At 70.9% G+C, this 20,777-nt stretch carries 19 protein-coding genes; 8 read left to right on the forward strand and 11 right to left on the reverse strand.

What is annotated here, in order from left to right; all coding sequences use genetic code 11:
- The first annotated feature begins 49 nt into the window (after positions 1-49).
- Complete coding sequence (locus ACIBK9_RS22415) at positions 50-796, forward strand: sulfite exporter TauE/SafE family protein (RefSeq protein WP_397160775.1); 747 nt, start codon at positions 50-52, stop codon at positions 794-796.
- A 20-nt stretch (positions 797-816) separates the two neighbouring features.
- Here ACIBK9_RS22415 and ACIBK9_RS22420 read toward each other — a convergent pair whose 3' ends face one another.
- The 3 genes from ACIBK9_RS22420 to ACIBK9_RS22430 all read right to left on the reverse strand — a co-directional run bounded on the left by ACIBK9_RS22420 (position 817) and on the right by ACIBK9_RS22430 (position 3,794).
- Positions 817-1,902, reverse strand: a complete 1,086-nt coding sequence (locus ACIBK9_RS22420) for a glutamate--cysteine ligase (RefSeq protein WP_358291891.1) — start codon at positions 1,900-1,902, stop codon at positions 817-819.
- A gap of 74 nt (positions 1,903-1,976) precedes the next feature.
- Entirely contained in the window at positions 1,977-2,633 is a 657-nt protein-coding gene (locus tag ACIBK9_RS22425; RefSeq protein WP_397160778.1) for a M15 family metallopeptidase, read from the reverse strand.
- 12 nt (positions 2,634-2,645) lie between these two features.
- The gene (locus ACIBK9_RS22430) at positions 2,646-3,794 is read right to left on the reverse strand and encodes an ROK family transcriptional regulator (RefSeq protein ID WP_358291887.1); all 1,149 of its coding nucleotides are present in this window, start codon (positions 3,792-3,794) and stop codon (positions 2,646-2,648) included.
- A gap of 137 nt (positions 3,795-3,931) precedes the next feature.
- Here ACIBK9_RS22430 and ACIBK9_RS22435 point away from each other — a divergent pair, with 137 nt between their 5' ends.
- The 4 genes from ACIBK9_RS22435 (at position 3,932) to ACIBK9_RS22450 (ending at position 8,630) form a co-directional block, all read left to right on the forward strand.
- A complete protein-coding gene (locus ACIBK9_RS22435) occupies positions 3,932-5,251 on the forward strand; it encodes an extracellular solute-binding protein (protein ID WP_352323154.1) in 1,320 nt (439 codons plus the stop codon).
- 2 nt (positions 5,252-5,253) lie between these two features.
- Positions 5,254-6,267, forward strand: a complete 1,014-nt coding sequence (locus ACIBK9_RS22440) for a carbohydrate ABC transporter permease (RefSeq protein WP_397160781.1) — start codon at positions 5,254-5,256, stop codon at positions 6,265-6,267.
- Positions 6,264-7,115 (forward strand): carbohydrate ABC transporter permease, encoded by an 852-nt coding sequence (locus tag ACIBK9_RS22445; protein ID WP_352352381.1) that lies wholly within the window; start codon positions 6,264-6,266, stop codon positions 7,113-7,115. The genes ACIBK9_RS22440 and ACIBK9_RS22445 overlap by 4 nt, the downstream gene beginning before the upstream one ends.
- Before the next feature lie 75 nt (positions 7,116-7,190).
- A complete protein-coding gene (locus tag ACIBK9_RS22450) occupies positions 7,191-8,630 on the forward strand; it encodes a glycoside hydrolase family 3 protein (RefSeq protein ID WP_397160783.1) in 1,440 nt (479 codons plus the stop codon).
- A 24-nt stretch (positions 8,631-8,654) separates the two neighbouring features.
- Here the strand turns inward: ACIBK9_RS22450 and ACIBK9_RS22455 are convergent, their stop codons facing one another.
- On the reverse strand, positions 8,655-9,836 hold the full coding sequence (locus ACIBK9_RS22455) for an ROK family protein (protein ID WP_387673218.1): 1,182 nt from the start codon (positions 9,834-9,836) through the stop codon (positions 8,655-8,657).
- An 89-nt stretch (positions 9,837-9,925) separates the two neighbouring features.
- On the opposite strand from ACIBK9_RS22455, the gene ACIBK9_RS22460 reads away from it, so the two are divergent.
- From ACIBK9_RS22460 to ACIBK9_RS22470, 3 genes are all read left to right on the forward strand, one after another.
- Entirely contained in the window at positions 9,926-11,797 is a 1,872-nt protein-coding gene (locus ACIBK9_RS22460) for an endonuclease/exonuclease/phosphatase family protein (RefSeq protein ID WP_397160785.1), read from the forward strand.
- Between the two features lie 8 nt (positions 11,798-11,805).
- A complete protein-coding gene (locus ACIBK9_RS22465) occupies positions 11,806-12,255 on the forward strand; it encodes an Rrf2 family transcriptional regulator (protein ID WP_352323159.1) in 450 nt (149 codons plus the stop codon).
- Positions 12,256-12,340: 85 nt separating this feature from the next.
- Positions 12,341-13,120, forward strand: coding sequence for a DNA-formamidopyrimidine glycosylase family protein (locus ACIBK9_RS22470; RefSeq protein ID WP_397160787.1), 780 nt, complete (start codon positions 12,341-12,343; stop codon positions 13,118-13,120).
- On the opposite strand, the gene ACIBK9_RS22475 is transcribed toward ACIBK9_RS22470, so the two are convergent.
- From ACIBK9_RS22475 to ACIBK9_RS22505, 7 genes are all read right to left on the reverse strand, one after another.
- Positions 13,117-13,473 carry a helix-turn-helix transcriptional regulator gene (locus ACIBK9_RS22475; RefSeq protein ID WP_352323171.1) on the reverse strand — a complete coding sequence of 119 codons (357 nt, stop codon included), beginning with the start codon at positions 13,471-13,473 and terminating at the stop codon, positions 13,117-13,119. The genes ACIBK9_RS22470 and ACIBK9_RS22475 overlap by 4 nt on opposite strands.
- 286 nt (positions 13,474-13,759) lie before the next feature.
- Complete coding sequence (locus ACIBK9_RS22480; protein WP_397160789.1) at positions 13,760-14,251, reverse strand: CinA family protein; 492 nt, start codon at positions 14,249-14,251, stop codon at positions 13,760-13,762.
- An 8-nt stretch (positions 14,252-14,259) separates the two neighbouring features.
- On the reverse strand, positions 14,260-14,832 hold the full coding sequence (gene pgsA, locus ACIBK9_RS22485; RefSeq protein WP_397160791.1) for a CDP-diacylglycerol--glycerol-3-phosphate 3-phosphatidyltransferase: 573 nt from the start codon (positions 14,830-14,832) through the stop codon (positions 14,260-14,262).
- Positions 14,829-16,238, reverse strand: a complete 1,410-nt coding sequence (gene rimO, locus ACIBK9_RS22490; RefSeq protein ID WP_397160793.1) for a 30S ribosomal protein S12 methylthiotransferase RimO — start codon at positions 16,236-16,238, stop codon at positions 14,829-14,831. The genes pgsA and rimO overlap by 4 nt, the downstream gene beginning before the upstream one ends.
- 58 nt (positions 16,239-16,296) lie before the next feature.
- On the reverse strand, positions 16,297-17,061 hold the full coding sequence (locus tag ACIBK9_RS22495) for a helix-turn-helix domain-containing protein (protein WP_358291873.1): 765 nt from the start codon (positions 17,059-17,061) through the stop codon (positions 16,297-16,299).
- Between the two features lie 77 nt (positions 17,062-17,138).
- Positions 17,139-19,649, reverse strand: a complete 2,511-nt coding sequence (locus ACIBK9_RS22500; RefSeq protein WP_397160795.1) for a DNA translocase FtsK — start codon at positions 19,647-19,649, stop codon at positions 17,139-17,141.
- Positions 19,650-19,878: 229 nt separating this feature from the next.
- The gene (locus ACIBK9_RS22505) at positions 19,879-20,586 is read right to left on the reverse strand and encodes a GntR family transcriptional regulator (protein ID WP_397160797.1); all 708 of its coding nucleotides are present in this window, start codon (positions 20,584-20,586) and stop codon (positions 19,879-19,881) included.
- Positions 20,587-20,777: the final 191 nt, after the last annotated feature.

Consider the following 20,777-nt stretch of genomic DNA (forward strand, 5'->3'; position numbering starts at 1 on the left):
CCAAGGCCGGGACTGCCTCCGATCGCGCGTCGCGGATGGGGGTGGGGTGGTGACGGTTGGGGAGCTGGTCTTTCTGGTGGGGGCCGGGTTGCTGGCGGGGGCGGTCAACGCTCTGGCCGGGGGCGGCACGCTGATCTCCTTCCCAGCGCTGGTGGCGTTCGGCTACCCGGGCGTCACCGCGTCGGTGACCAACGCGGTGGCCCTGTGGCCCGGCTACCTGGGCGGCGTCGTCGGCTACCGCGCCGAGCTGCGCGGGCAGCGGCGCAGGGTGACGGCGCTGTCGGCCGCCACCGTGGCGGGCTCCGTGGCGGGCTGTTCGCTGCTGCTGCTCACGCCGGGCCGGTTGTTCGACTCGCTGGTGCCGTGGCTGGTGACCTTCGCCAGCCTCGCGCTGCTGGCCCAGCAGTGGCTCAAGCACCGCTTCGGCGGCGCGGCCGGGCAGCCTCCGAGCAGGCTGGTGTACGCCGGGGTGTTCCTGGGCGGCTGCTACGGCGCCTACTTCAACGGCGGGATGGGCGTGCTGCTGCTGGCCGTGCTCGGCATGTTCCTGCACGACGACCTGCACCGGGTCAACGCCGTACGGGCCGCGTTGTCGCTGGTCGTCAGTACGGTGTCGGTGGTGGCGTTCGCGCTGTTCGGCCCGGTGGAGTGGCAGGCCGTGGCGGTGGTGGCGCCGGCCAGCCTGGCGGGTGGCTTCCTCGGCACCCGCGTGGCCCGGCTCATGCCGCCGAACGTGCTGCGCGGCGTCGTCGTGACCTTCGGCCTCGGCGTGGCGGCGGTGCTCGCGCTGCGGTGAAGCTGCGTCGAACGGGCGGTTCAGGCGACGGTGGCCTCGATCAGGTCATCGACCACGTCGGTCAGGTCGTTGCCCCGGGCGTGCACGCGCCGCTGGCGCACCGCCCCGGAGCCCTTGCTCAGCAGCCGTTCCAGGCCCTCTTCGATGAAGGTCAGGTCGCCGGCCTCGGCCAGCGCGGCGCTCACGTGGCCGAACAGCCGGCGGGCCATCACCGTGGCGGGCACGAGCGTTCCGTGCCGCACGTCGAGGCTGTCGCCGACCAGGCCGTCCCGGGCGGCCCGCCAGTAGGCGGCCCGCAGCACCTCCGACGGGATCGGCAGCCCGCGGTCGCCGCGCGCCACCTCCCGCAACGCGGTCACGACCAGGGCCCGGATCAGGCCGATGATCGTCAGGCTGTCGCTCACGTCGAGCGGCACGTCGGCCACCCTGATCTCGACCGTCGGCAGCCTCGGCGACGGACGGGTGTCCCAGAAGACCGTCTTGGGGTCCATCAGCGCGCCCGACTCCGACAGCGCACGCAGCGCCAGTTCGTAGTCGCCGAACGTCGGGAAGTACGGCGGCGCCCCGGACACCGGCCACCGCCCCCAGCTGATCACCCGCCAGGACGCGTAGCCGGTGTCGCGGCCCACGAAGAACGGCGAGTTGGCGGCCAGCGCGATCAGCGTCGGCAGCCAGGGTCTGAGATGGTTGCCGACGTAGACGGCGATCTCCTCGTCCGGTACGTCGACGTGCACGTGCAGCGCGCAGATGCTGATCTCGTCCTGCAACGCCCGGTAGAGCTCCTTGCCCTGCTGATAGCGGTGGTCGTCGGTGAGCGGCGGCGGCATGACGTTGCCGAGCACCGGGATTCCGCTGGCCACGACCGCCAGGCCGCAGGACCGGGCCGCCTCGGACACCTCCTTCCGTGCTGCCCGGAGCTGGGAGCCCAGCTCACTGAGGTCGGCGGAGGGCGGCGTACGGGCCTCCACCTGGAAACGGGTGATCTCGTGGGCCACGTCGAGCATGTCCGTCGCGGCGGCCAGGACCTCGGCCGCCCGGGGGGACACGTGGCGGGTGCGGGGATCGACGACGAGGTATTCCTCTTCGATCCCGATCAACGGAACCATGCACACCTCGCTGGGGGAGTCCGAAGAGCCTCCGCCACAGGTTGTGCCCGTGCCGCTGCCGGGGGAAAACCTGGCTAGAAGGGGGCAGGACCGTACAGGGCGGCGGGGGCGCCGGTGGACATGGCCCAGTAGCGGTCGCCGTACGACCAGTGCCACCACTCGGTGGGGTAGTTGACCAGGCCCACGGGCTCCAGGGCGGCGGCCAGGATCTCGCGGTGGGCGCGAGCCTGCGCCGGGATGCCGGCGGCGGCCGTGTAGCAGGCGCCGCCGCTCTCCTCGGGGTTGTCGTTGACCTGGGTGCCCATGTCGTACTCGGTGCCGTCGGGGGCGCACAGGGTCAGGTCGACGGCGGCGCCGGCGGTGTGGGGGGCGACCTCGACAGGGGACACATAACGACTCGCCGCGATATAGGACTCGTCGGGCGACATGTCGGGATAAGTGGTGAGGAGCTCCGCGCGGTACCCCTCGAAGATGCGCCGCTGCGTGGCGATGGGCCGGTATCCCTCGACGATCAGCAGGTGGAAGCCGTCGGGCAACGAGCTCTCGGCCCGCTCCAGCCGGTCGAGCAGCCCCGCCCGCAGGTGCGCGTACGCGCCGTCGGCGTCGGCCATCCGCGTGTCGACCCGCAGCCGCCCGCGTACGTCGGCCAGCGGCTCACCGCACTCCCGGACGGGGACCGCCGAGACGCGCGGGTCGGAGATGAGGACTACGTCGGTGTCGAGCTGCCACATGGGCAGAAATTCTCACACAGTGTCGGAGAAAACCTGCTCCCGGGCCTGCTCCAGGGCCGCGACCATGGCCCCGCGCAGCACCGCGTTGCCGGTCACCCTGGTGGTCACCACGGTCGGCTGGCTCGGGCACACGCGGGCCACGGCCTCCTCGACCTTGGCGGCCAGCCGCTCGCCGCCGGCCCGTCCGACGTCGCCGCTGAGCACGATCAGCCCGGGGTCGAGCACGACGGCCACGGCCGCCGCGCCCACGGCCAGGCGGCCCGCCACCTCGTCCAGGTAGTCCTCGTCGCCGTTGCGGACCAGGTCGGGCACGGTGTAGCCGATCACGCCGTGCTCGCCGGCCAGGCCGCGCAGGGCGTCGTGGCCCACCAGGCGCTGGAACGAGCCCGACTGCGGCTGCGAGACGTCGGACGGCAGCGGCTCGCCCGGCACCGGCAGCCAGCCGATCTCGCCCGCGCCGCCGGTGATCCCCCGGTGCAGCCGGCCGCCGAGCATGACGCCCAGGCCCTGGCCGACGCCGGCCCAGATGACCACGAAGTCGTCGTGGCCGACGGCGGCGCCGTAACGGCTCTCGGCCAGGGCGACCAGGTTGACGTCGTTCTCTATCGTCACCGAGCCGCCGAGGGTCTGGCGCAGGCTGGCCAGCACGCCGACGTGCCAGTCGGGCAGGTCGTAGGACCAGCGCACGTCGCCGCTGCGGGGATCGACGACGCCCCGGGTGCCGATGACGAACGAGCGAAGCTGGGAGAGCTCGACGCTGGCCGTGGCGCAGGCCCGCTGGACGGCCGAGTGGACCGCCTTCACCGGATCGCGGGCGTCGGACGGGTTGACCGTCACCTCGACAACGATTTTACCTGTGATGTCCGCCACACCGACAGTGAGGCTGTCGGGCAGCACCTCCAGCCCGGCGACGTACGCGCTCGACGGAACCACCGCGTACAGGGCGGCGTGCGGGCCGCGGCCGCCGGCGCGCTCGCCCGCGACCTCCACCAGGCCCCGTTCTTCGAGTCGAGCGAGCAGCTGACCTGCGGTTACCTTGGATAGCCCCGTTCGCTCCCCCAGTTCGGCGCGGGTCAGCGGACCGTCCGCGAGGAGGAGTTCAAGTGCCGAGCGGTCGTTCAACCTGCGCAGCAACCGGGGGATCCCCGGGCTTCGACTCATTACCGCACCCCTCTCGTCACGAATGGCTAACGAGCGTTTCTTTTAAGAAAGTTTCTTGTTAGTTTAACAGCGTCGTTCGGCATTTGACGATCAGCCTGGTGCGGACCGTAGGCCAGCACCCGGGAAGGGAGAACCCTGTGAGGATCGCGAAGATCACAGCCACTACGGTCACCACGGCCGCCCTGGCCCTGGGCCTGGCCGCCTGTGGGTCAAGCGAGGAGCCGAAGCCGTCGTCCAGCGCGGCCGCCCCCGCTTCCAGTGGCCCCAAGTTCGCGGGCAAGACGCTCAGCGTGTGGCGTCTGGGCGACAGCAACCCTGCCGCCGCCAAGTACATGGAAGAGCTCAACGCCGAGTTCAAGAAGCAGACCGGCGCCGAGGTCAAGCTTGAGTGGATCCCGTGGCCGCAGGTGGCGGACAAGTTCGCCGCCGCCGCGACCGGCACCGGCCCGGACGTGACCGAGATCGGCAACGACCAGGTCCCGATGTGGCAGAGCCAGGACGCGCTCACCCCCATCACCGACATCGCGCGTGAGGGCGACCGGGCCCAGATCCCCGAGAACCTCTACGGCTACGAGACGGTCGACGGCGAGATCTACGGCATCCCGTGGGGCGCCGGCGCCCGCGCGGTGCTCTACCGCAAGGACTGGTTCGCCGACCTGAAGATCGAGGTTCCCAAGACCTGGGACGAGCTCGTCGCCGCGGCCAAGAAGATCCAGAAGGAGAAGGGCGCCGGCGTCGACGGCTTCGCCTTCAACGGCGGCTCCGACGCCAACCACCTGCTGGCCGCGTTCGCCTGGTCCGAGGGCGGCGAGTTCGCCGTCAAGGAGGGCGACAAGTGGGTCGGCAAGCTGACCGACCCCGGCTTCCAGAAGGGCTTCGAGACCTACACCGGTCTGGTCACCGGCGGCCTGTCCAGCAAGGCGAACCTGACGCTGAACACCGTCGACATCCGCAAGCGCTTCGCCAACAACAAGGTGGCGATGTACCTCACCGCCGGCTGGGACCTGCCCGGCATCGAGGAGGACTCGAAGGGCAAGCTGAAGGGCGACAAGCTCGGCTTCTTCCCGCTGCCCGCCAAGACCGGCGGCCTGGCCCCGTCCTTCTTCGGCGGCAACGACATCGCGCTGTGGGGCGGCACCAAGGAGGCCGACCTCGGCAAGGAGTACATCAAGCTCGCCACCAGCAAGACCTGGGCCGACCGCTACGCCAAGGAAGGCGGCCTGCTGCCGGTCTACCCCGACACCCTGGCGGCGCTGAACGAGGACCCGGCGCAGGGCCCGTTCGCCCAGGCCTTCGCCAAGGCCAAGGCGTTCCCGGCCGACCCGAACTGGGCCGAGGCCGACGCCACCAAGGCCGTGCTGCAGAACGCGGCGCGCGCCGTCATCGAGGGCAAGAAGGACACCACCACGGCTCTCGCTGACGCCAACAAGGAACTCGAAGAGATCCTGAACCAGTAACGATGGCGAACACGACTACGGTCACCCGGGGCAGGGGCTCGTCCCCCGCCCCGGGGCGCCGCCGTAAGAAGGGCGGCGGGCCCGTCAAGGCCACCGGGATGCCCACCTGGAGCATCCCGTACGTGCTGCTCATCCCCGGTCTGCTGGTCATCGCGGGACTGCTGCTCTACCCGATGTTCCAGCTCGGCGTGATGGCCTTCCAGAAGGTCGGGCTCGCGCAGATCAGGGGGAGCAAGCCGGCCGATTGGGTGGGCCTGGACAACTTCAACAAGGTCCTCTCCAACGACATCTTCTGGTCGGCTCTGCGCAACACCGTGGTGTTCGCCTTCGTCGCCGTCAGCCTCACGTTGATCGTGGGCACCGCGGTCGGCGTGCTGCTGAACAAGCTCGGCAAGAAGATGTCCCTGTTCGTGGTCATCGGGTGCATGTTCGCCTGGGCCGTGCCGCCGGTCGCGCAGGGCGTCATCTGGCGCTCGCTCTTCGACGCCGAGTCCGGCATCGTGAACTGGCTGCTCAACCTGCTGCCCGACTGGCTGGCCGCGCCACCCGCCGGCCAGCGGGACTGGACGGGCACCCCCTGGCTCAACGACACCTTCCCGCTCTACGTCGCGCTGATCGTGTGCGTGGTGTGGGCCGGGTTCCCGTTCATCGCGGTCTCGGTGCTGGCGGGGCTCAAGGGCATCCCGTCCGAGCTGTACGAGGCGGCCAAGGTCGACGGCTCGGGGGCGTGGCGGACGTTCAGGAAGATCACCCTGCCGCTGCTCAAGCCGGTCTTCGCCGTCCTGACGATCCTGTCGATCATCTGGGACTTCAAGGTCTTCAGCCAGCTCTACGTGCTGATGAACGGCCCGACCAACCGCGACGGTTTCAACCTGTCGATGTACGCGGTCGCGGAGGCGTTCAAGCCCCCGCAGAAGCTGGGCACGGGCGCGGCGATCTCCATCGTGCTGACGATCATCCTGCTCATCATCACCGTCGCGTACGTCCGGCAGATCGTGAAGCAGGAGGAGATGTGAACGCGCTGGCCCGCAAGAAGCTCGGGAAGATCCTCCTGAACACGGCCGGTGTGCTGGTCTTCCTCTACGCGGTCTTCCCCGTCTACTGGATGGTCTCCACCGGCTTCAAGGAGAACGACCAGATCTTCACGACGGAGTTCATCCCGTTCCCGACGCACTTCACCTTCGACCACTTCGCGCGGGTGCTGACCGAGGGCGTGGCGAACAACTCCATCTGGCTCTACATGCGCAACAGCGCGATCGTGGCGCTCGGCACCGTGCTCATCGGCTCGGTCTTCGCGCTGCTGTCGGCCACGGCCATCGCCCGCTTCCGCTTCAAGGGGCGTGGCACGTTCCTGGTCATCCTGCTGATCGTGCAGATGTTGCCGGCCGAGGGCCTGCTCATCCCGCTGTACATGATGGTCAAGCGGGTCGGCCTCGGTGACCAGCTCATCGGGCTGATCATCACCCAGGTCGCGCTGACGCTGCCGTTCGGCATCTGGATGTTGCGCACGTTCGTGGCCGCGGTGCCGCGGACGCTGGAGGAGGCGGCCTGGATCGACGGCGCGAGCCGCCTGACCACGTTCTGGAAGGTGCTGTTCCCGCTGGTCGCGCCGGGGTTGGTGGCCACGAGCATCTTCTCGTTCATCACCGCCTGGAACGATCTGGTGTTCGCCCTCTACCTGATGTCGGGTTCCGAGGGCTACACGATGCCGGTCGCCCTGCAGTACTTCTTCGGCCAGAAGGGCGTCGACTGGGGCGCGATCATGGCCGGTTCCACCCTGATGACCCTTCCGGTGGTCGTCTTCTTCCTGCTGGTACAACGCCGCATGGTCGCCGGTCTCACCGCCGGGGCCGTGAAGGGGTAACAGGCACTGATCCTCGTACGGCTCGGCTGGTCCGGGCCGTACCCGATCGTGCCTTCATTCAAGTGATGAGGAGCCATGAGTCAGAGTGATCGGGGGCTGCGTCGCCTCGCGGCCGGCACGCTGCTCGTCGCCTTCCAGGGCACCACGGCGCCCGACTGGGTGCTGCGTGAGCTGGACAACGGCCTGGGCGGCGTGACGCTCTTCGGGTTCAACGTCGCCGGTCCCGACCAGGTCAGGTCGCTCACCACGACGTTGCGCGCCTCGGCCGAGCCCGTCATCTCGCTCGACGAGGAGGGCGGGGACGTCACCAGGCTGGCCTACCACGTCGGCAGCCCGTACCCGGGGAACGCGGCGCTGGGGGCGGTCGACGACGTGGACCTGACCTGCCGGGTCTACGCGGCGATCGGGTCCGAGCTGGCCGCGTGCGGCATCAACCTGGACCTCGCGCCGAGCGCGGACGTCAACACCGAGGCCGACAACCCGGTGATCGGGACCAGGTCCTTCGGCGCCGACCCGGCGCTGGTGGCCAGGCACACGGTCGCGGCGGTCAACGGTCTGCAGTCGGTGAACGTGGCCGCCTGCGTCAAGCACTTCCCCGGCCACGGCGCCACCCGGGTGGACTCCCACCTGGCCGTGCCCGTCGTGGACGTCGGCCTGGACGTGCTGCGCGCCCGCGAGCTCGCGCCGTTCCGGGCGGCCATCGAGGCCGGCGCCAAGACCGTGATGACCGCCCACGTGGCGGTTCCGGTGGTGACCGGGGACACTCCGGCCACCCTGTCACCCGCCGCTCTGACCGGGCTCCTCAGGGGCGAGCTCGGCTACGACGGCGTGGTGATCACGGACGCGCTGGACATGCACGCGATCACCAAGAGCGTCGGCCTGGCCAACGGCGCCGTGCTCACGCTCGCGGCCGGGGCGGACCTGATCTGCCTCGGCCCGATCCCCGGCGAGGACGACGTCCAGCGGGTCATCGGGGAGATCGTGGCCGCGGTGACCGAGGGCCGCCTGCCGGCCGCCAGGCTGGAGGAGGCGGCCGACCGCGTGGGGGCGCTGCGGGCCTGGTTCGGCACGCCCGAGGTGATCGCGGCCGAGCAGAACGGGGTCGGCCTGCACGCCGCCCGCCGCGCCGTGCGGCTGACCGGCGAGACGGAACCTCTGGTGGAACCCCTGGTGATCGAGGTGGACACCCCGCCCACGATCGCCGTGGGGAACGTGCCATGGGGGGTCGGCCCGTGGCTGCCGGACGCCGAGATCGTCCGCGTCGAGCCCGCGGCCGCCGACGTCCCCGCCCTGCTGGCCAAGGCCGCGAACCGGTCGCTGGTCATCGTGGTGAAGGACGCCCACCGCTACCAGGCGAGCCAGGAACTGGTCTCCGCTCTGGTGGCGGCCCGCCAGGACGCGACGGTGATCGAGATGGGCCTGCCCGTCTGGCGGCCCGACAGCGCCGCCTACATCGCCACGTACGGCGCGGCCAGGGCCAACGCCCAGGCCGCCGTGGAACTGATCACCGCCTGAGGCGAACAGCCCAGGCCCGCCGGATCAGGGCGTGAGGAGCTCTTCGCGCGCCTGGTCCAGGGCGGCCAGCACCGCGCCGCGCAGCACCGGGTTGGCGTGGGCGACCGCCGTGGTAACCACCTGCGGCCGCACCGGGCAGATCCGCGCCACGGCCTCCTCCACCCTGGAGGTCAGCGCGGATCCCCCGGCGTGGCCCACCTCCCCGGCCAGCACGACCAGCCCCGGGTCGAGGATCACGCAGACCGCCGCCACGCCCAGCGCCAGCCGGTGGGCGATCTCGTCGAGCATCGGCTCACCGCGAGACCCGGCCGCCACCGCGACCTCGACGCACTCGCCGGCGCTGTCGGCCGTGAAACCGTAGCCGCGGGCCAGCTCGGCCACCGCCTCGGCGCTCACCAGCGACTGCAGGCCGCCCGCCAGCGACGGCAACCGGCCCGGCTTGGTGCGGATGTCCTCCGGCAGCGGCACGCCGGGCACCGGCAGGTAGCCGATCTCCCCCGCGCTGCCCGAACGCCCCCGGTGGAGCTTGCCGCCCAGCATGACGGCCATGCCGAGGCCCCGGCTCGCCCACACCAGCACGAAGTCGTCGACGCCCTTGGCCGCGCCGTCGGCGTACTCGGCGATGGCGGCCAGGTTCACGTCGTTCTCGATCGTCACCTCGCGCCGCAGGTCGCCGGCGAGCGCCTCGTGGATGCCCTCGTGCCAGCCCGGCAGGTCGAAGGAGAAACGCACGTCGCCGCTGCGCGGATCGACCACGCCCGGGGTGCCGATCACCACGCCGCGCAGCTTGGCCAGGCTGACCTTCGCGCTGCGGCACGCCTTGACGATCGCGCCGTGCACGGCGGCCACCGGGTCGTCGTGGCCGCCGGGATCGACGGTGACCTCGGCGATGGTGCGGCCGTGGATGTCGGCGACGGCGGTGGAGATGAGCTCGGGCCCGACCTCCAGACCGGCCACGTAGGCGCTGGAGGGGATGACCGAGTAGAGCGCCGCGTTCGGCCCCCTGCCGCCCGCCTGCGCGCCCACCACCTCGACCAGGCCGCGCTCCTCCAGCCGCGCGAGCGTCTGGGAGGCGGTGACCTTGGACAGACCGGTCAGGTCGCCGATCTGCCCCCTCGTCATGGGGCCGGTGGCCAGCAACAGCTCCAGTGCGGCCCGATCGTTGATCTCCCGGAGAAGTCTGGGCACACCAGGACGACGCTCCACGCTGATTCCCACCGTCAATTCGAAAAGGTTGTTGGAAGTTTAGCGTCCCAGCTCTTGCATATCATCGGAGCCGAACACGAGGATGCCTCATGACAATCCCCCGCGGCCCGGCGATCATGCTCGCGCTGGGCCTCGTGCTGCTGCTGGACGTGTTGAGAGTCTTCCTCCCGTCGTTGATCACCCTGTTCGGCCGGGCGGGCGAGACGCCGCCGGAGCTGATGGGCCTCTACGCCGCCGCCTGGTTCATCCTGCCTTTCCTGGCGCTGTTAGCCAAGCCGCGCCACGCTCTGCTCGGCGGCGCCGCGGCGCTGGTCCTCACCAGGATCCTGCTGCAGGCGGGCGTGAGCCAGCTCTACGTCGCCTCCGCCGGCGTCACCGCGGGCCTGGTGTTCCTGTACGGCTGCGCCCACACCGTCCCGCGCCGGGCCGTCCCCGTCGGCGTCATGGGTGGACTGAGCCTGTCGCTGATCGTGCACCTGCTGCTGGACGGCGTGGACCTGGTCTGGCGCGACGGCCTGGTCCCGTGGCTGGCAGCGCTCTGCGTCTGCGCCGCCTTCCTGAGCCTCCTCCGCCCGCCGGCCGCCGAGGTGGACCGCGCGCCCGCGCTGACGTGGTTCCTGCTCGGCCCGGCGATGCTGCTGACCGGCGTCGCCGCCACGGGCTGGGCCAAGCCGGAACAGAGCCCGACCGACCTGTGGCAGGTGCTGGCGGGCACCGGCCTGCTCGCCGCCGTCCTGGTCATGGCCGTTGTGCAGGCCGCCCGCCCGCCGCTGTCGCCGGTCTTCGATCTCATGATCGGGGTCCTGCTGGTGGCCTTCACGGTGCTCTTCACCCTGTCGGCGCCCTACGTCGCCGTGCTGCTGATCGGCTGGCTCGGCGCCCTGCTCGCCGGAACCGCGCGGCCCGACTATCCCGCCGGGCGACGTCCTGGTGTGGCCGTGCTCGGAGGCGGGCTGGTCTTCTTCGTCGGGCTGTTCGTCTACTACGCGGCCTACGACATGAACCTCGGCTTCCCCAACGGCCAGATCCTCGTGGCGGTGGCGGTGCTGGTGGCCGCCCTCAGCGTGATCACGGCCCTGGTCCGGCACTCGCCGCCGCCGGCCGGGCCGGTCCGCCTCAGCTGGCTGCCACCGGCGGTCGCCGTGCTGCTGGTGGGGCTCGTCACGCTCGGGACGCCGTCCGCGCCGCCCGTACGGCCCAAGCAGGGCGACACCTTCACCCTGATCGCCTACAACATCCGCATGGGCTACGGCCTGGACGGCCGCCTGTCGCTCGACAAGATCGGGGCGTGGGCCGCCGCCCAGAAGCCCGACGTCGTGCTGCTCAGCGAGGTGGACCGCGGCTGGCTGCTCAACGGCGGCCACGACGACCTGGCCAGGATCGCCCGCCGCCTCGGCATGCGCTACCACTTCGCGCCCGCCGCCGACCAGGTGTGGGGCGACGCGCTGCTCACCAACCTCCCGGTCAAGCAGGTGCACTCCCACCCGCTGGGCGCCCACGACTACCCGACGGGGGCGCAGGCCCAGACGGTCGTCCTGGAGGTCGGCGGCAGGGAGGTGGGCATCGTCAACACCCATCTGCAGGCTCCCGAGGGCCAGGCGCCCGAGGTCGCCGCGATCGCCCGCGCCCTGGCCGCCGGCCGGGACGCCGACGAGGCCGGACACAGCGCGGCCGGAGCCGGGGAGCAGGTGAGGCGACCGGTGATCCTGGCGGGCGACCTCAACACCCGGCCCACCGATCCGGCCATGGAGGTGCTGAAGGCGGCCGGGCTGAGCGACCCGCTGACCGCGTTCGGGGACCCGCCGACCTCTCCCGCCGACGCCCCCAAGGAGCGTATCGACCACGTGCTGCTCAGCAAGGGATTGACCGCGATTTCTGGGCAGGCGCCGCGGTTGCCGTATTCGGATCACCTGCCCGTTCTGACGACCTTGCGCCTAACCAGTGTTGACCAGGAGGGATAATCGAGAACATGCGCCTTTCCGCTCGTGTCGACTACGCCCTCCGTGCCGCCGCTGAACTCGCCGCAGCCGGCGCGGGTCCGACTACCGTGGGTGAGCTCGCCAAGGAACAGGACATGCCTCCCAAATACCTGGAGAACATCCTGCTCCAGATGCGCCGCGCCGGCCTGGTGCGCGGCCAGCGGGGTCCCGAGGGCGGCTACGTGCTGGCCCGGCCCGCCGCGAACATCTCGCTCGCCGACGTGATCAGGGCCGTCGACGGGCCGCTGGCCAATGTGCGGGGCGAGCGTCCCGAACATGTCGGCTACCGGGGTCCGGCCGAGTCGTTGCAGCAGGTGTGGATCGCGTTGCGCGCCACCGAGCGGGCCATCCTGGAGGAGGTCACGCTCGAACAGGTCGCCACGGGCAGCCTTCCCGAGCGCGTCCGCCAGCTCGCCGCCGACCCCGCCGCCTGGGACTGACGACCGCCGGCCGGGCCCGGCGGCGGGCGCCCTCGGGCCCCACGGCCGCCGTCCCGGCCGGGAGGCGGGTACCTAGACTGGAGGGATGCCCGAGGGAGACGCCGTCTACCGCACCGCGGCGCGCCTGCGCGGCGCGCTCGACGGCCGCGTGCTGACCAGGTCGGACTTCCGCGTCCCGCGGCACGCCACCGCGGACCTGAGAGGCCGTGCGGTGCTCACCACCGTCTCCAGGGGCAAACATCTGCTGACCCGGGTCGAGGGCGGCCTGACCGTGCACACCCACCTGCGCATGGACGGAAGCTGGCGGGTCATGCCCGCGGGGCGGCGCACGGCCGGCGGCGACCAGGTGCGGCTGATCCTGGCCAACGAGGAGTGGCAGGCGGTGGGGATCAAGCTCGGCATGGTCGACCTGGTCACGACCGCCGACGAGCAGCGCCTGGTGGGGCACCTGGGGCCGGACCTGCTGGGCGCCGACTGGGATCCGGGCGAGGCCGTGCGAAGGCTGCGAGCGGCACCGGACAGGACGATCGGCGAAGCGCTGCTCGATCAGCGCAACCTGGCGGGGATCGGCACGATCTATCGCGCCGAGACCCTGTTCCTGCGCGGGATCTGGCCGTGGCGGAAGGTCGGGGAGATCGAGGATCTCGAAGGGCTCGTCACGCTGGCCCACCGGCTGCTGGAGGCCAACAAGGGGCATGGCGGCACGGTGACGACAGGTGATCGCCGCCCGGCGAACCAGACCTGGGTCTACGGCAGGGCAGGGAGACCCTGTCGCCGATGCGGCACGCGCATCAGCCGCGGGGAGATGGGGGCACAGCCACAGGAAAGGCTGATCCTGTGGTGTGGTGACTGCCAGCCGCGTTAGGCCGCCACCATGTCCTTGACCTCGGGGAAGACAGTGTCGCCGATCGAACCGGGAACCGTCTCGGCAAGGGGCAGGCGCTCGTGCTCGGGCATGTCGGCCAGAACAGGCGCGGCCTGGAGCTCCGCCAGCGCGAACTGGTCGGAAACCTCACGCAACACCTGCGAGAGCGGCACACCGAGGGCACCGCAAATGGACGCGAGCAGCTCGGACGAGGCTTCCTTCTGGCCACGCTCGACCTCGGAAAGATAACCGAGCGAGACACGCGCCAGCGTGGACACCTCGCGTAGCGTGCGCCCCTGACGCACCCGCAACCGCCTCAGCACGTCACCGAGCAGCTGACGCAGCAGAATCATCTGTCGCTCCCTCCCCGGCGTGGATGTCTTCACCACGCCCCGCGCGATCGGATCGTGCCGCACATTGGTCTTCTTGGCTTCGTACATACTCCTCGCCGTCATCATGGGGCGTCGCCTCCCCGGGTCTGCCGCTCGTGCCTGGTCGCGCGACTCATCAGGCCCGCCTGCCGGGCGCTCGGTGCTTGCAGTTGGCTCACGGACCTCACTCACAGCTCCACCGTACCCGTATCCACCGACACCGCGTCAGACCGTGCTTCGCATGTTCGCTCGGGACGTAACACGGTAATCATCCGGAATGTTCCCCTTTGTTGGCCTTCAGCACACCTGCGAGGAGATCGACTGCCTCGTGCACCGTCCTTACCCGGATACGTTCGCGCGACCCCTCAAGGCTCAACGCACGCACCAGGTTCTCCCCGCCCGGGCCGTGGACCGCGGCGTACACCAGGCCCACGGGCTTTCCGTCCTGGGGTTCTGGGCCGGCCACACCCGTCACGGCCAGCCCGTATGCCGCCCCGCACACCCGGGCCACCCCTTCGGCCATCGCCGCGGCCACCTCGGGATGCACGGCCCCCTCGCGGCTCAGCAGCTCGCCGGGCACGCCCAGCAGATCACGCTTGAGATCGGTGGCGTAGGAGATCACCCCGCCCCGGAACGCCTTGGACGCCCCCGGGACCGACGTGAACGCGGCCCCGATGAGCCCGCCGGTCAGCGACTCGGCCACCGCCACGGTGGCGTCCTGCCGCACCAGCAGGGCCAGAACCTCGGCCACGTCCGCCATCGCTCAGCTCACTCCCCACGCGCCCGTCTGGCCACCTGGCGCAGCTTGACCGCCCGTACGAGATAGTCGACGCCCGTCGCGACGGTCACGACCAGCGCCGCGCCCATCACCGCCCATCGCAGCGGGTCGGGCACCCCCGGCAGGATGTAGAGCACGATGGCGGCGATCTGCAGCACGGTCTTGACCTTGCCGCCGTAGCTGGCCGGGATGACCGCGTGCCGCAGCAGGACCAGCCGGAGCAGGGTGATGCCCAGCTCGCGGCCCAGGATCACGATCGTGACCCACCACGGCAGCTCGTCGAGGATCGACAGGCACACCAGCGCCGCCCCGGTGAGCGCCTTGTCGGCGATCGGGTCGGCGATCTTGCCGAAATCGGTGATCAGCCCGTAGCGGCGGGCCAGCTCGCCGTCGAGATGGTCGGTGATCGAGGCGACCCCGAACACCCCCAGGGCGGCCAGCCGCCAGCCGGTGCCGGGCAGGAACAGGCATGCGACGAAGAAGGGGACGAGCGCCAACCGGAGGACCGTGAGGACGTTGGCGATGTTCCACGGGCTCACCACGCGGCGCTCGTCCCTGGTCATGGACTGGCCTTGATGCGCGCGATCAGGTCAACCCCCTCGGCGTCGACCGCGACCGCGCGCACGATCTGTCCCTTGACCAGGCCGATGCCCTGGACCGTCACCGAGCCGTCGACCTCCGGGCCCTGGTGGGCGGCCCGGCCCTCGTAGCCGCCGTCTCCCAGGTCGTCGTCGATGAGCACGTCGACCTCCGTGCCGATGCGCTCCTCCGCGCGCTGGGCGGTCAGTTCCTCCGCCAGCTCGGTGAGCACGCGCACGCGCTCGTCGATGACCTCCTGGTCGAGCTTGCCCGGCAGGTTGGCCGCCTCCGTGCCGTCTTCGTCGGAGTAGCCGAACACGCCGATCACGTCGAGCCTGGCCTGCTCCAGGAAGCCGACCAGCTCGCCGAACTCCTCCTCGGTCTCGCCCGGGAAGCCCACGATGAAGTTGGAGCGCACGCCCGCCTCGGGAGCGCCCTTGCGCACGCTCTCCAGGAGGCCGAGGAACCGCTCGGGGTCGCCGAAGCGGCGCATCCGGCGCAGGACGCCGCCGCTGGCGTGCTGGAAGGACAGGTCGAAGTAGTCGGCCACGCCCTCGGTGGCGGTGATGACGTCGATCAGCCCCGGCCGCAGCTCGGCGGGCTGCAGGTAGCTGACCCGCACCCGGTCGATGCCCGGCACGGCGGCGAGCTGCGGCAGCAGCTTCTCCAGCGCCCGCAGGTCGCCCAGGTCCTTGCCGTAGGAGGTGGAGTTCTCCGAGACCAGGACGAGCTCGCGCACGCCGCGATGAGCCAGCCAGTCGGCCTCGGCGAGCAGCTCGTCGGGGTTGCGCGAGACGTAGGCCCCGCGGAAGGCCGGGATGGCGCAGAACGTGCAGCGCCGGTCGCAGCCGGAGGCCAGCTTGAGCGAGGCGACCGGGCTCTCGTCGAGGCGCTTGCGCAGCACGCGCGGGCCGCTGGCGGGCGCGAGCCCGTCCGGCAGCTCGCCGTGGCCCGGGATGCCGGTCTTGGGCGCGCTGCCGCGCTCGACCGGCGAGATGGGCAGCAGCGTGCGGCGGTCGCGCGGCGTGTGCGGCTTGAGCGGACGCCCGGCCAGCACGTCGTCGAGCCGGCCGCCGATCTCGGTGTAGTCGTCGAAGGAGATGACGGCGCTCGCCTCGGGCAGTGCCTCGGCCAGCTCGTTGCCGTAGCGCTCGGCCATGCAACCCGCGGCCACCACCTTCGCCCCGGAGTCGGCGGCGGCGAGCAGCGTGTCGATGGAGTCTTTCTTGGCCGAGTCAATGAAGCCACACGTGTTGACGACGACGACGTCGGGGTCGTCGTCGCCCAGCTGCCAGCCGGCAGCCTCTAGTCGCGCGGCCAGCTCCTCGGAGTCGACCTCGTTGCGCGCGCAGCCCAGGGTGATCAGCGATGCGGTTCGGCGGGATGACATGGTGAACACTACGGTATCGGGAGTTGGCCACCACCTGATGCACGGCCTCCCCGCCGGACTACCGCGGAGGCGACGCGTCGAGGCCGAACGAGCGGGTCACCATCTCGCCCCGGCCCCCGAGTTTGTCCACCTTCTTGCCGTTGACCTGCAAGGACACCGCTCCGGCGTCACCGAGGAGCAGGCTGACCTTCTCGGCGGCCCGCCAGGTCGAGCTGTCTCCGGCCTTCAACATCCCGGCGAAGAGCATCCGGCCCTGACCGTCGCGCACGTTCACGTACGACGTACGCCTGGCCTCGATCTTCAGGGTGACCATGCCTTTGCCCGCTTTGCCCTTGCCCGCCGCGGCCCTGGGCCCCTCGGTGATGGGCGTGTTCGGCGGCACGCTGGGCTTGGGCGTGATGGCGTGCACGTCGGCGGTGCGCACCTGGTCGCTCGCGCCGCCGAGCACGCGCACCGTGCCGAACACCACCACGACGGCCAGCGCCACGCCGAGCGCCATCGTCCAGTTGGGCCCCCGGCGTTCGCGCAGGGCGAGCGTGCGGTCGGCCTGGAACACGGCGGCGGCGCGGACGGGCTGCGGCGCCCCGCCGTGTTGCTGGTCGAACAGGTGGACCGTGGCCTCGGGATCGAGCCCGACGACCTTGGCTATGGCCTTGACGTGACCGCGGGCGTAGAACCCGCCCCCGCACTGTTCGTAGTCTTCCTGCTCGATCCGGTTGATGATCGTTTCTCGGATCCGGGTCGCCGCGCTGACCTGCGCGACCGTCAATCCCGCCGCCTGCCTGGCCGCTGCCAGCATGGCCCCGATGCTCTGTTCCTGCACAGCGAACGCCTCCCCACCACGACAGTGCGTAGTGGTTCATATTCAATCAGTTATCGCCGTGGACCTGTGCATTGGGGTCATTCGCCACGCAGGTCGGCCAGCAACCCGGGCAGATCGTCCGGTTTCACCAGGACTTCGCGGGCCTTGGAGCCTTCGCTGGGGCCCACCACGTTGCGGCTCTCCAGCAGGTCCATCAGCCGTCCGGCCTTGGCGAAGCCGACCCGCAGCTTGCGCTGCAACATCGAGGTCGAGCCGAACTGGGTGGTCACGATCAGCTCGGCGGCCTGGATCAGCAGGTCGAGGTCGTCGCCGATCTCCTCGTCGATCTCCCGCTTGACCGGCGCGGCGGCCACGTCGTCGCGGTACTCGACCTGCATCTGCTCCTTGCAGTGCGTGACGATCTCGGCGATCTCCTTCTCCGAGACGTACGCGTTCTGGATCCGGATGGGCTTGCTCGCGCCCATCGGCAGGAACAGCGCGTCACCCTGGCCGACCAGCTTGTCGGCGCCCGGCTGGTCGAGGATGACCCGCGAGTCGGTCAGCGACGACACCGCGAAGGCCAGCCTGGACGGCACGTTGGCCTTGATCAGGCCGGTGACGACGTCGACCGAGGGCCGCTGGGTGGCGATCACCAGGTGGATGCCGGCCGCGCGGGCGAGCTGCGTGATGCGCACGATCGAGTCCTCGACGTCGCGCGGGGCCACCATCATGAGGTCGGCCAGCTCGTCCACGATCACCAGCAGGTACGGGTACGGCTGGTAGACCCGCTCGCTGCCCGGCGGCGGCACGAGCTTGCCCGCGCGCACGGCCTTGTTGAACTCGTCGACGTGCCGGAACCCGCTGGCGGCCAGGTCGTCGTAGCGGCGGTCCATCTCGCCCACGACCCATTCCAGGGCCTCCGCGGCCTTCTTCGGGTTGGTGATGATGGGCGTGATGAGGTGCGGGATGCCCTCGTAGACGCTGAGCTCGACGCGCTTGGGGTCGACCAGCACCATGCGCACCTCGTCGGGGGTGGAGCGCATGAGGATGCTGGTGATGAGGCCGTTGACGCAGACCGACTTGCCGGCGCCGGTCGCGCCCGCGATGAGCAGGTGGGGCATCTTGGCGAGGTTGGCGACGATGGTCCGTCCCTCGACGTCCTTGCCCAGGCCCACGATCATCGGGTGGTGGTCGGCCTGGGCCACCTGGGAGCGCAGCACGTCGCCGAGGGCGACCAGGTCCTTGTCGGCGTTGGGGATCTCGACGCCGATCGCCGACTTGCCGGGGATCGGGGACAGGATCCGGACGTCGGCCGACTTGACGGCGTAGGCGATGTTCTTGGTGAGGGCGGTGACCTTCTCCACCTTGACCGCCGGGCCCAGCTCGATCTCGTAGCGGGTGACCGTCGGGCCGCGGGTGAAGCCGATCACCTGCGCGTCGATGGAGAACTGCTCCAGCACGCTGGTCAGCGCGTTGACCACGGTCGTGTTGGCCTTGGTCTGCGGCTTGGGCGCGGTGCCTGGCTTGAGGAACTGCAGGTCGGGCAGGCTGTACGGCCCCGCCTGCGGCGACAGCACGAGCTGCTCGACCTTGCGCGGCGCGGGCGTGGGCTCCGGCGGCTCCGGCCTGCGCTCGGGCACGGACGGCTCCTCGTCCGCGGGCCCGTCGACGAGCCCCGGCACGATCTCCGGCGAGTGGTCGGCCAGCTTGTCCTTCTCGGCGATGACCGGGGTGTCGTACGGCTTGACCGTCTCGGCGCCCTCGACCTCCGCCTTCTTGGCCCGCGGCCGGCGCTTGGCGGGCTCGCGCGGGGCGAGCGGCTCGGCGTGCCGCTCGAACAACATGTGCCGCAGCTCCGACAGCCGCTCGGGGATGCGGTGGACGGGCGTGGCGGTGATCACCAGCACGCCGAACCCGGACAGGAGCAGGAGCAGCGGGATCGTGATCCAGGACGGCAGGATGCTCATCGGCGGCGCCGACACGATGAACCCGATCATGCCGCCGGCGGCCGACACCTTGTCCATGCCCTGCCCCTGGCCCGCCGGGTAGGGGGTGTCGTTGGCCACGTGAATGACGCCGAGCACGCCGACCATGAGCGCGCTCCACCCGATGACCATGCGGCCGGTGTCGGCGTTCTGGTCGGGGTGGCGCAGGTAGCGCCAGGCCAGCAGGCCGAGCAGCAGCGGCAGTGCCCAGGCCAGCGAGCCGAACACGGCGTGCACGACGGTGTTCACGACGCCGGAGACCGTGCCCTCGGGGTTGCGCCAGGTCATCGAGGCCAGCACGATCGCGCCGGCCAGCACCGACAGGCCCACGCCGTCGCGCCGGTGTGCGGGGTCGAGCTCGCGGGCGTTCTTGCCGAGCGCGCGGGCGGTGCTGCCGATGCCGTTGGCTAGCAGCATCCACAGCCCGACGATCAGCTTGCCGATCATCGTGAAGACCCAGCTGATCGGGTCGGGATGGGTCACGGAGGACTTGCGGCCGGAGCTCGCGGCCTTCGCCCTCGGTCGCCCCGCCGCCGTGGCCGGCCGCTTCGCGGGGGTCGATCGAGGCGAGGTCGACCGCTTCGCCGGCCCCTTCGATGCGCTTTTCGGCGTACGGGTGGCCATGATGCCAAAGGTACGTCGGAGACGGCGTCGCACGCGCGGAGACGCGCCGTGCGCCCGAAATGTCCTACTGTATTCATATAGATGGCTGATCACGTTCAGTGGCGTCGTCCGCCGTCATGACGTACGCGCTGATCCAGCTCGCCGACGTCCGTGTCGTGCCCGAGGGGCCGCTGCACGGCTCGGCGGACCGGCGGTCGGGGAGGCTACGAGCTGGACACCGAGGTCCTGCTCAGTCATATCGGGTGACGAACGAGATCATGTCGCCGCGGCAGCGCCGCTCGACGTGACACAGGGGCTGCCCGTCGTGCGTGAGCAGCCCCTCCCGCACCAGCACCGCCTCGCCCGCCTGCATCTCCAGCATGCTCTGGTCGTGCAGGTCGGCGGGCTCGGCCGAGATGGCGTGCCAGGCGTAGCGGTAGGCGTGCCCGGCGGCCTCCAGCGCGGCGAGCACGCCCGCCCTGGCGTCGAGGCGCAGCCCGGCCAGCTCGGGGGCCAGGCGGTAGCGGCTGAGCACGCAGGGCCGCTCGGCGTTGCGGAGCAGGGTGGTGATCTCGTGCACGACGCCGCCGGGCAGCCGCAGGTGACCGGCGGCCACCGGATGCGCCGCCTCCGCGCGCTCCACGATCCGCTCGCCGCCGCCGAACACGCCCGCCATGCCCGCGATGTCCGAAGGGCGGTGCCGGCGCGTCTCGGGATCGACGGAGACCTCGATCCGGCGCGGCGCCCGCCTGACGAAGCTCCCGAGCCCCTGCCGGGTCTCGACCAGGCCGGCCTTGCGCAGCTCCACCATCGCCTGGCGGGCGGTCAGCCGGTGGACGCCGTAGCGCTCGGCCAGCGCGTCCTCGGTCGGCAGGCGCTCGCCCGGCGCCAGCTCGCCCGACTCGATGGACCTGCCGAGGACTTGGGCGATCTCCCGGTAGCGGGCTTGTCGTGGCACGTGAACACCTTAAAGGTGCCGCAGGGTTCATCCCCCGGCCACATGCGGGCAGCCTTTCCGCCGGCCCGGGATCCTCGGCGGCTCGCTCACCGGCCTGACCGGCCTACCGCGGCGGGCGACGCGGCGCCGTCGGCCGGCCTTCTGCGGGACGTGCGCCAGCCGGGAGCACCTTCTTCACAACCGGAGGTATC

Source organism: Nonomuraea sp. NPDC050227, assembly GCF_044459705.1.
Taxonomy (GTDB): domain Bacteria; phylum Actinomycetota; class Actinomycetes; order Streptosporangiales; family Streptosporangiaceae; genus Nonomuraea.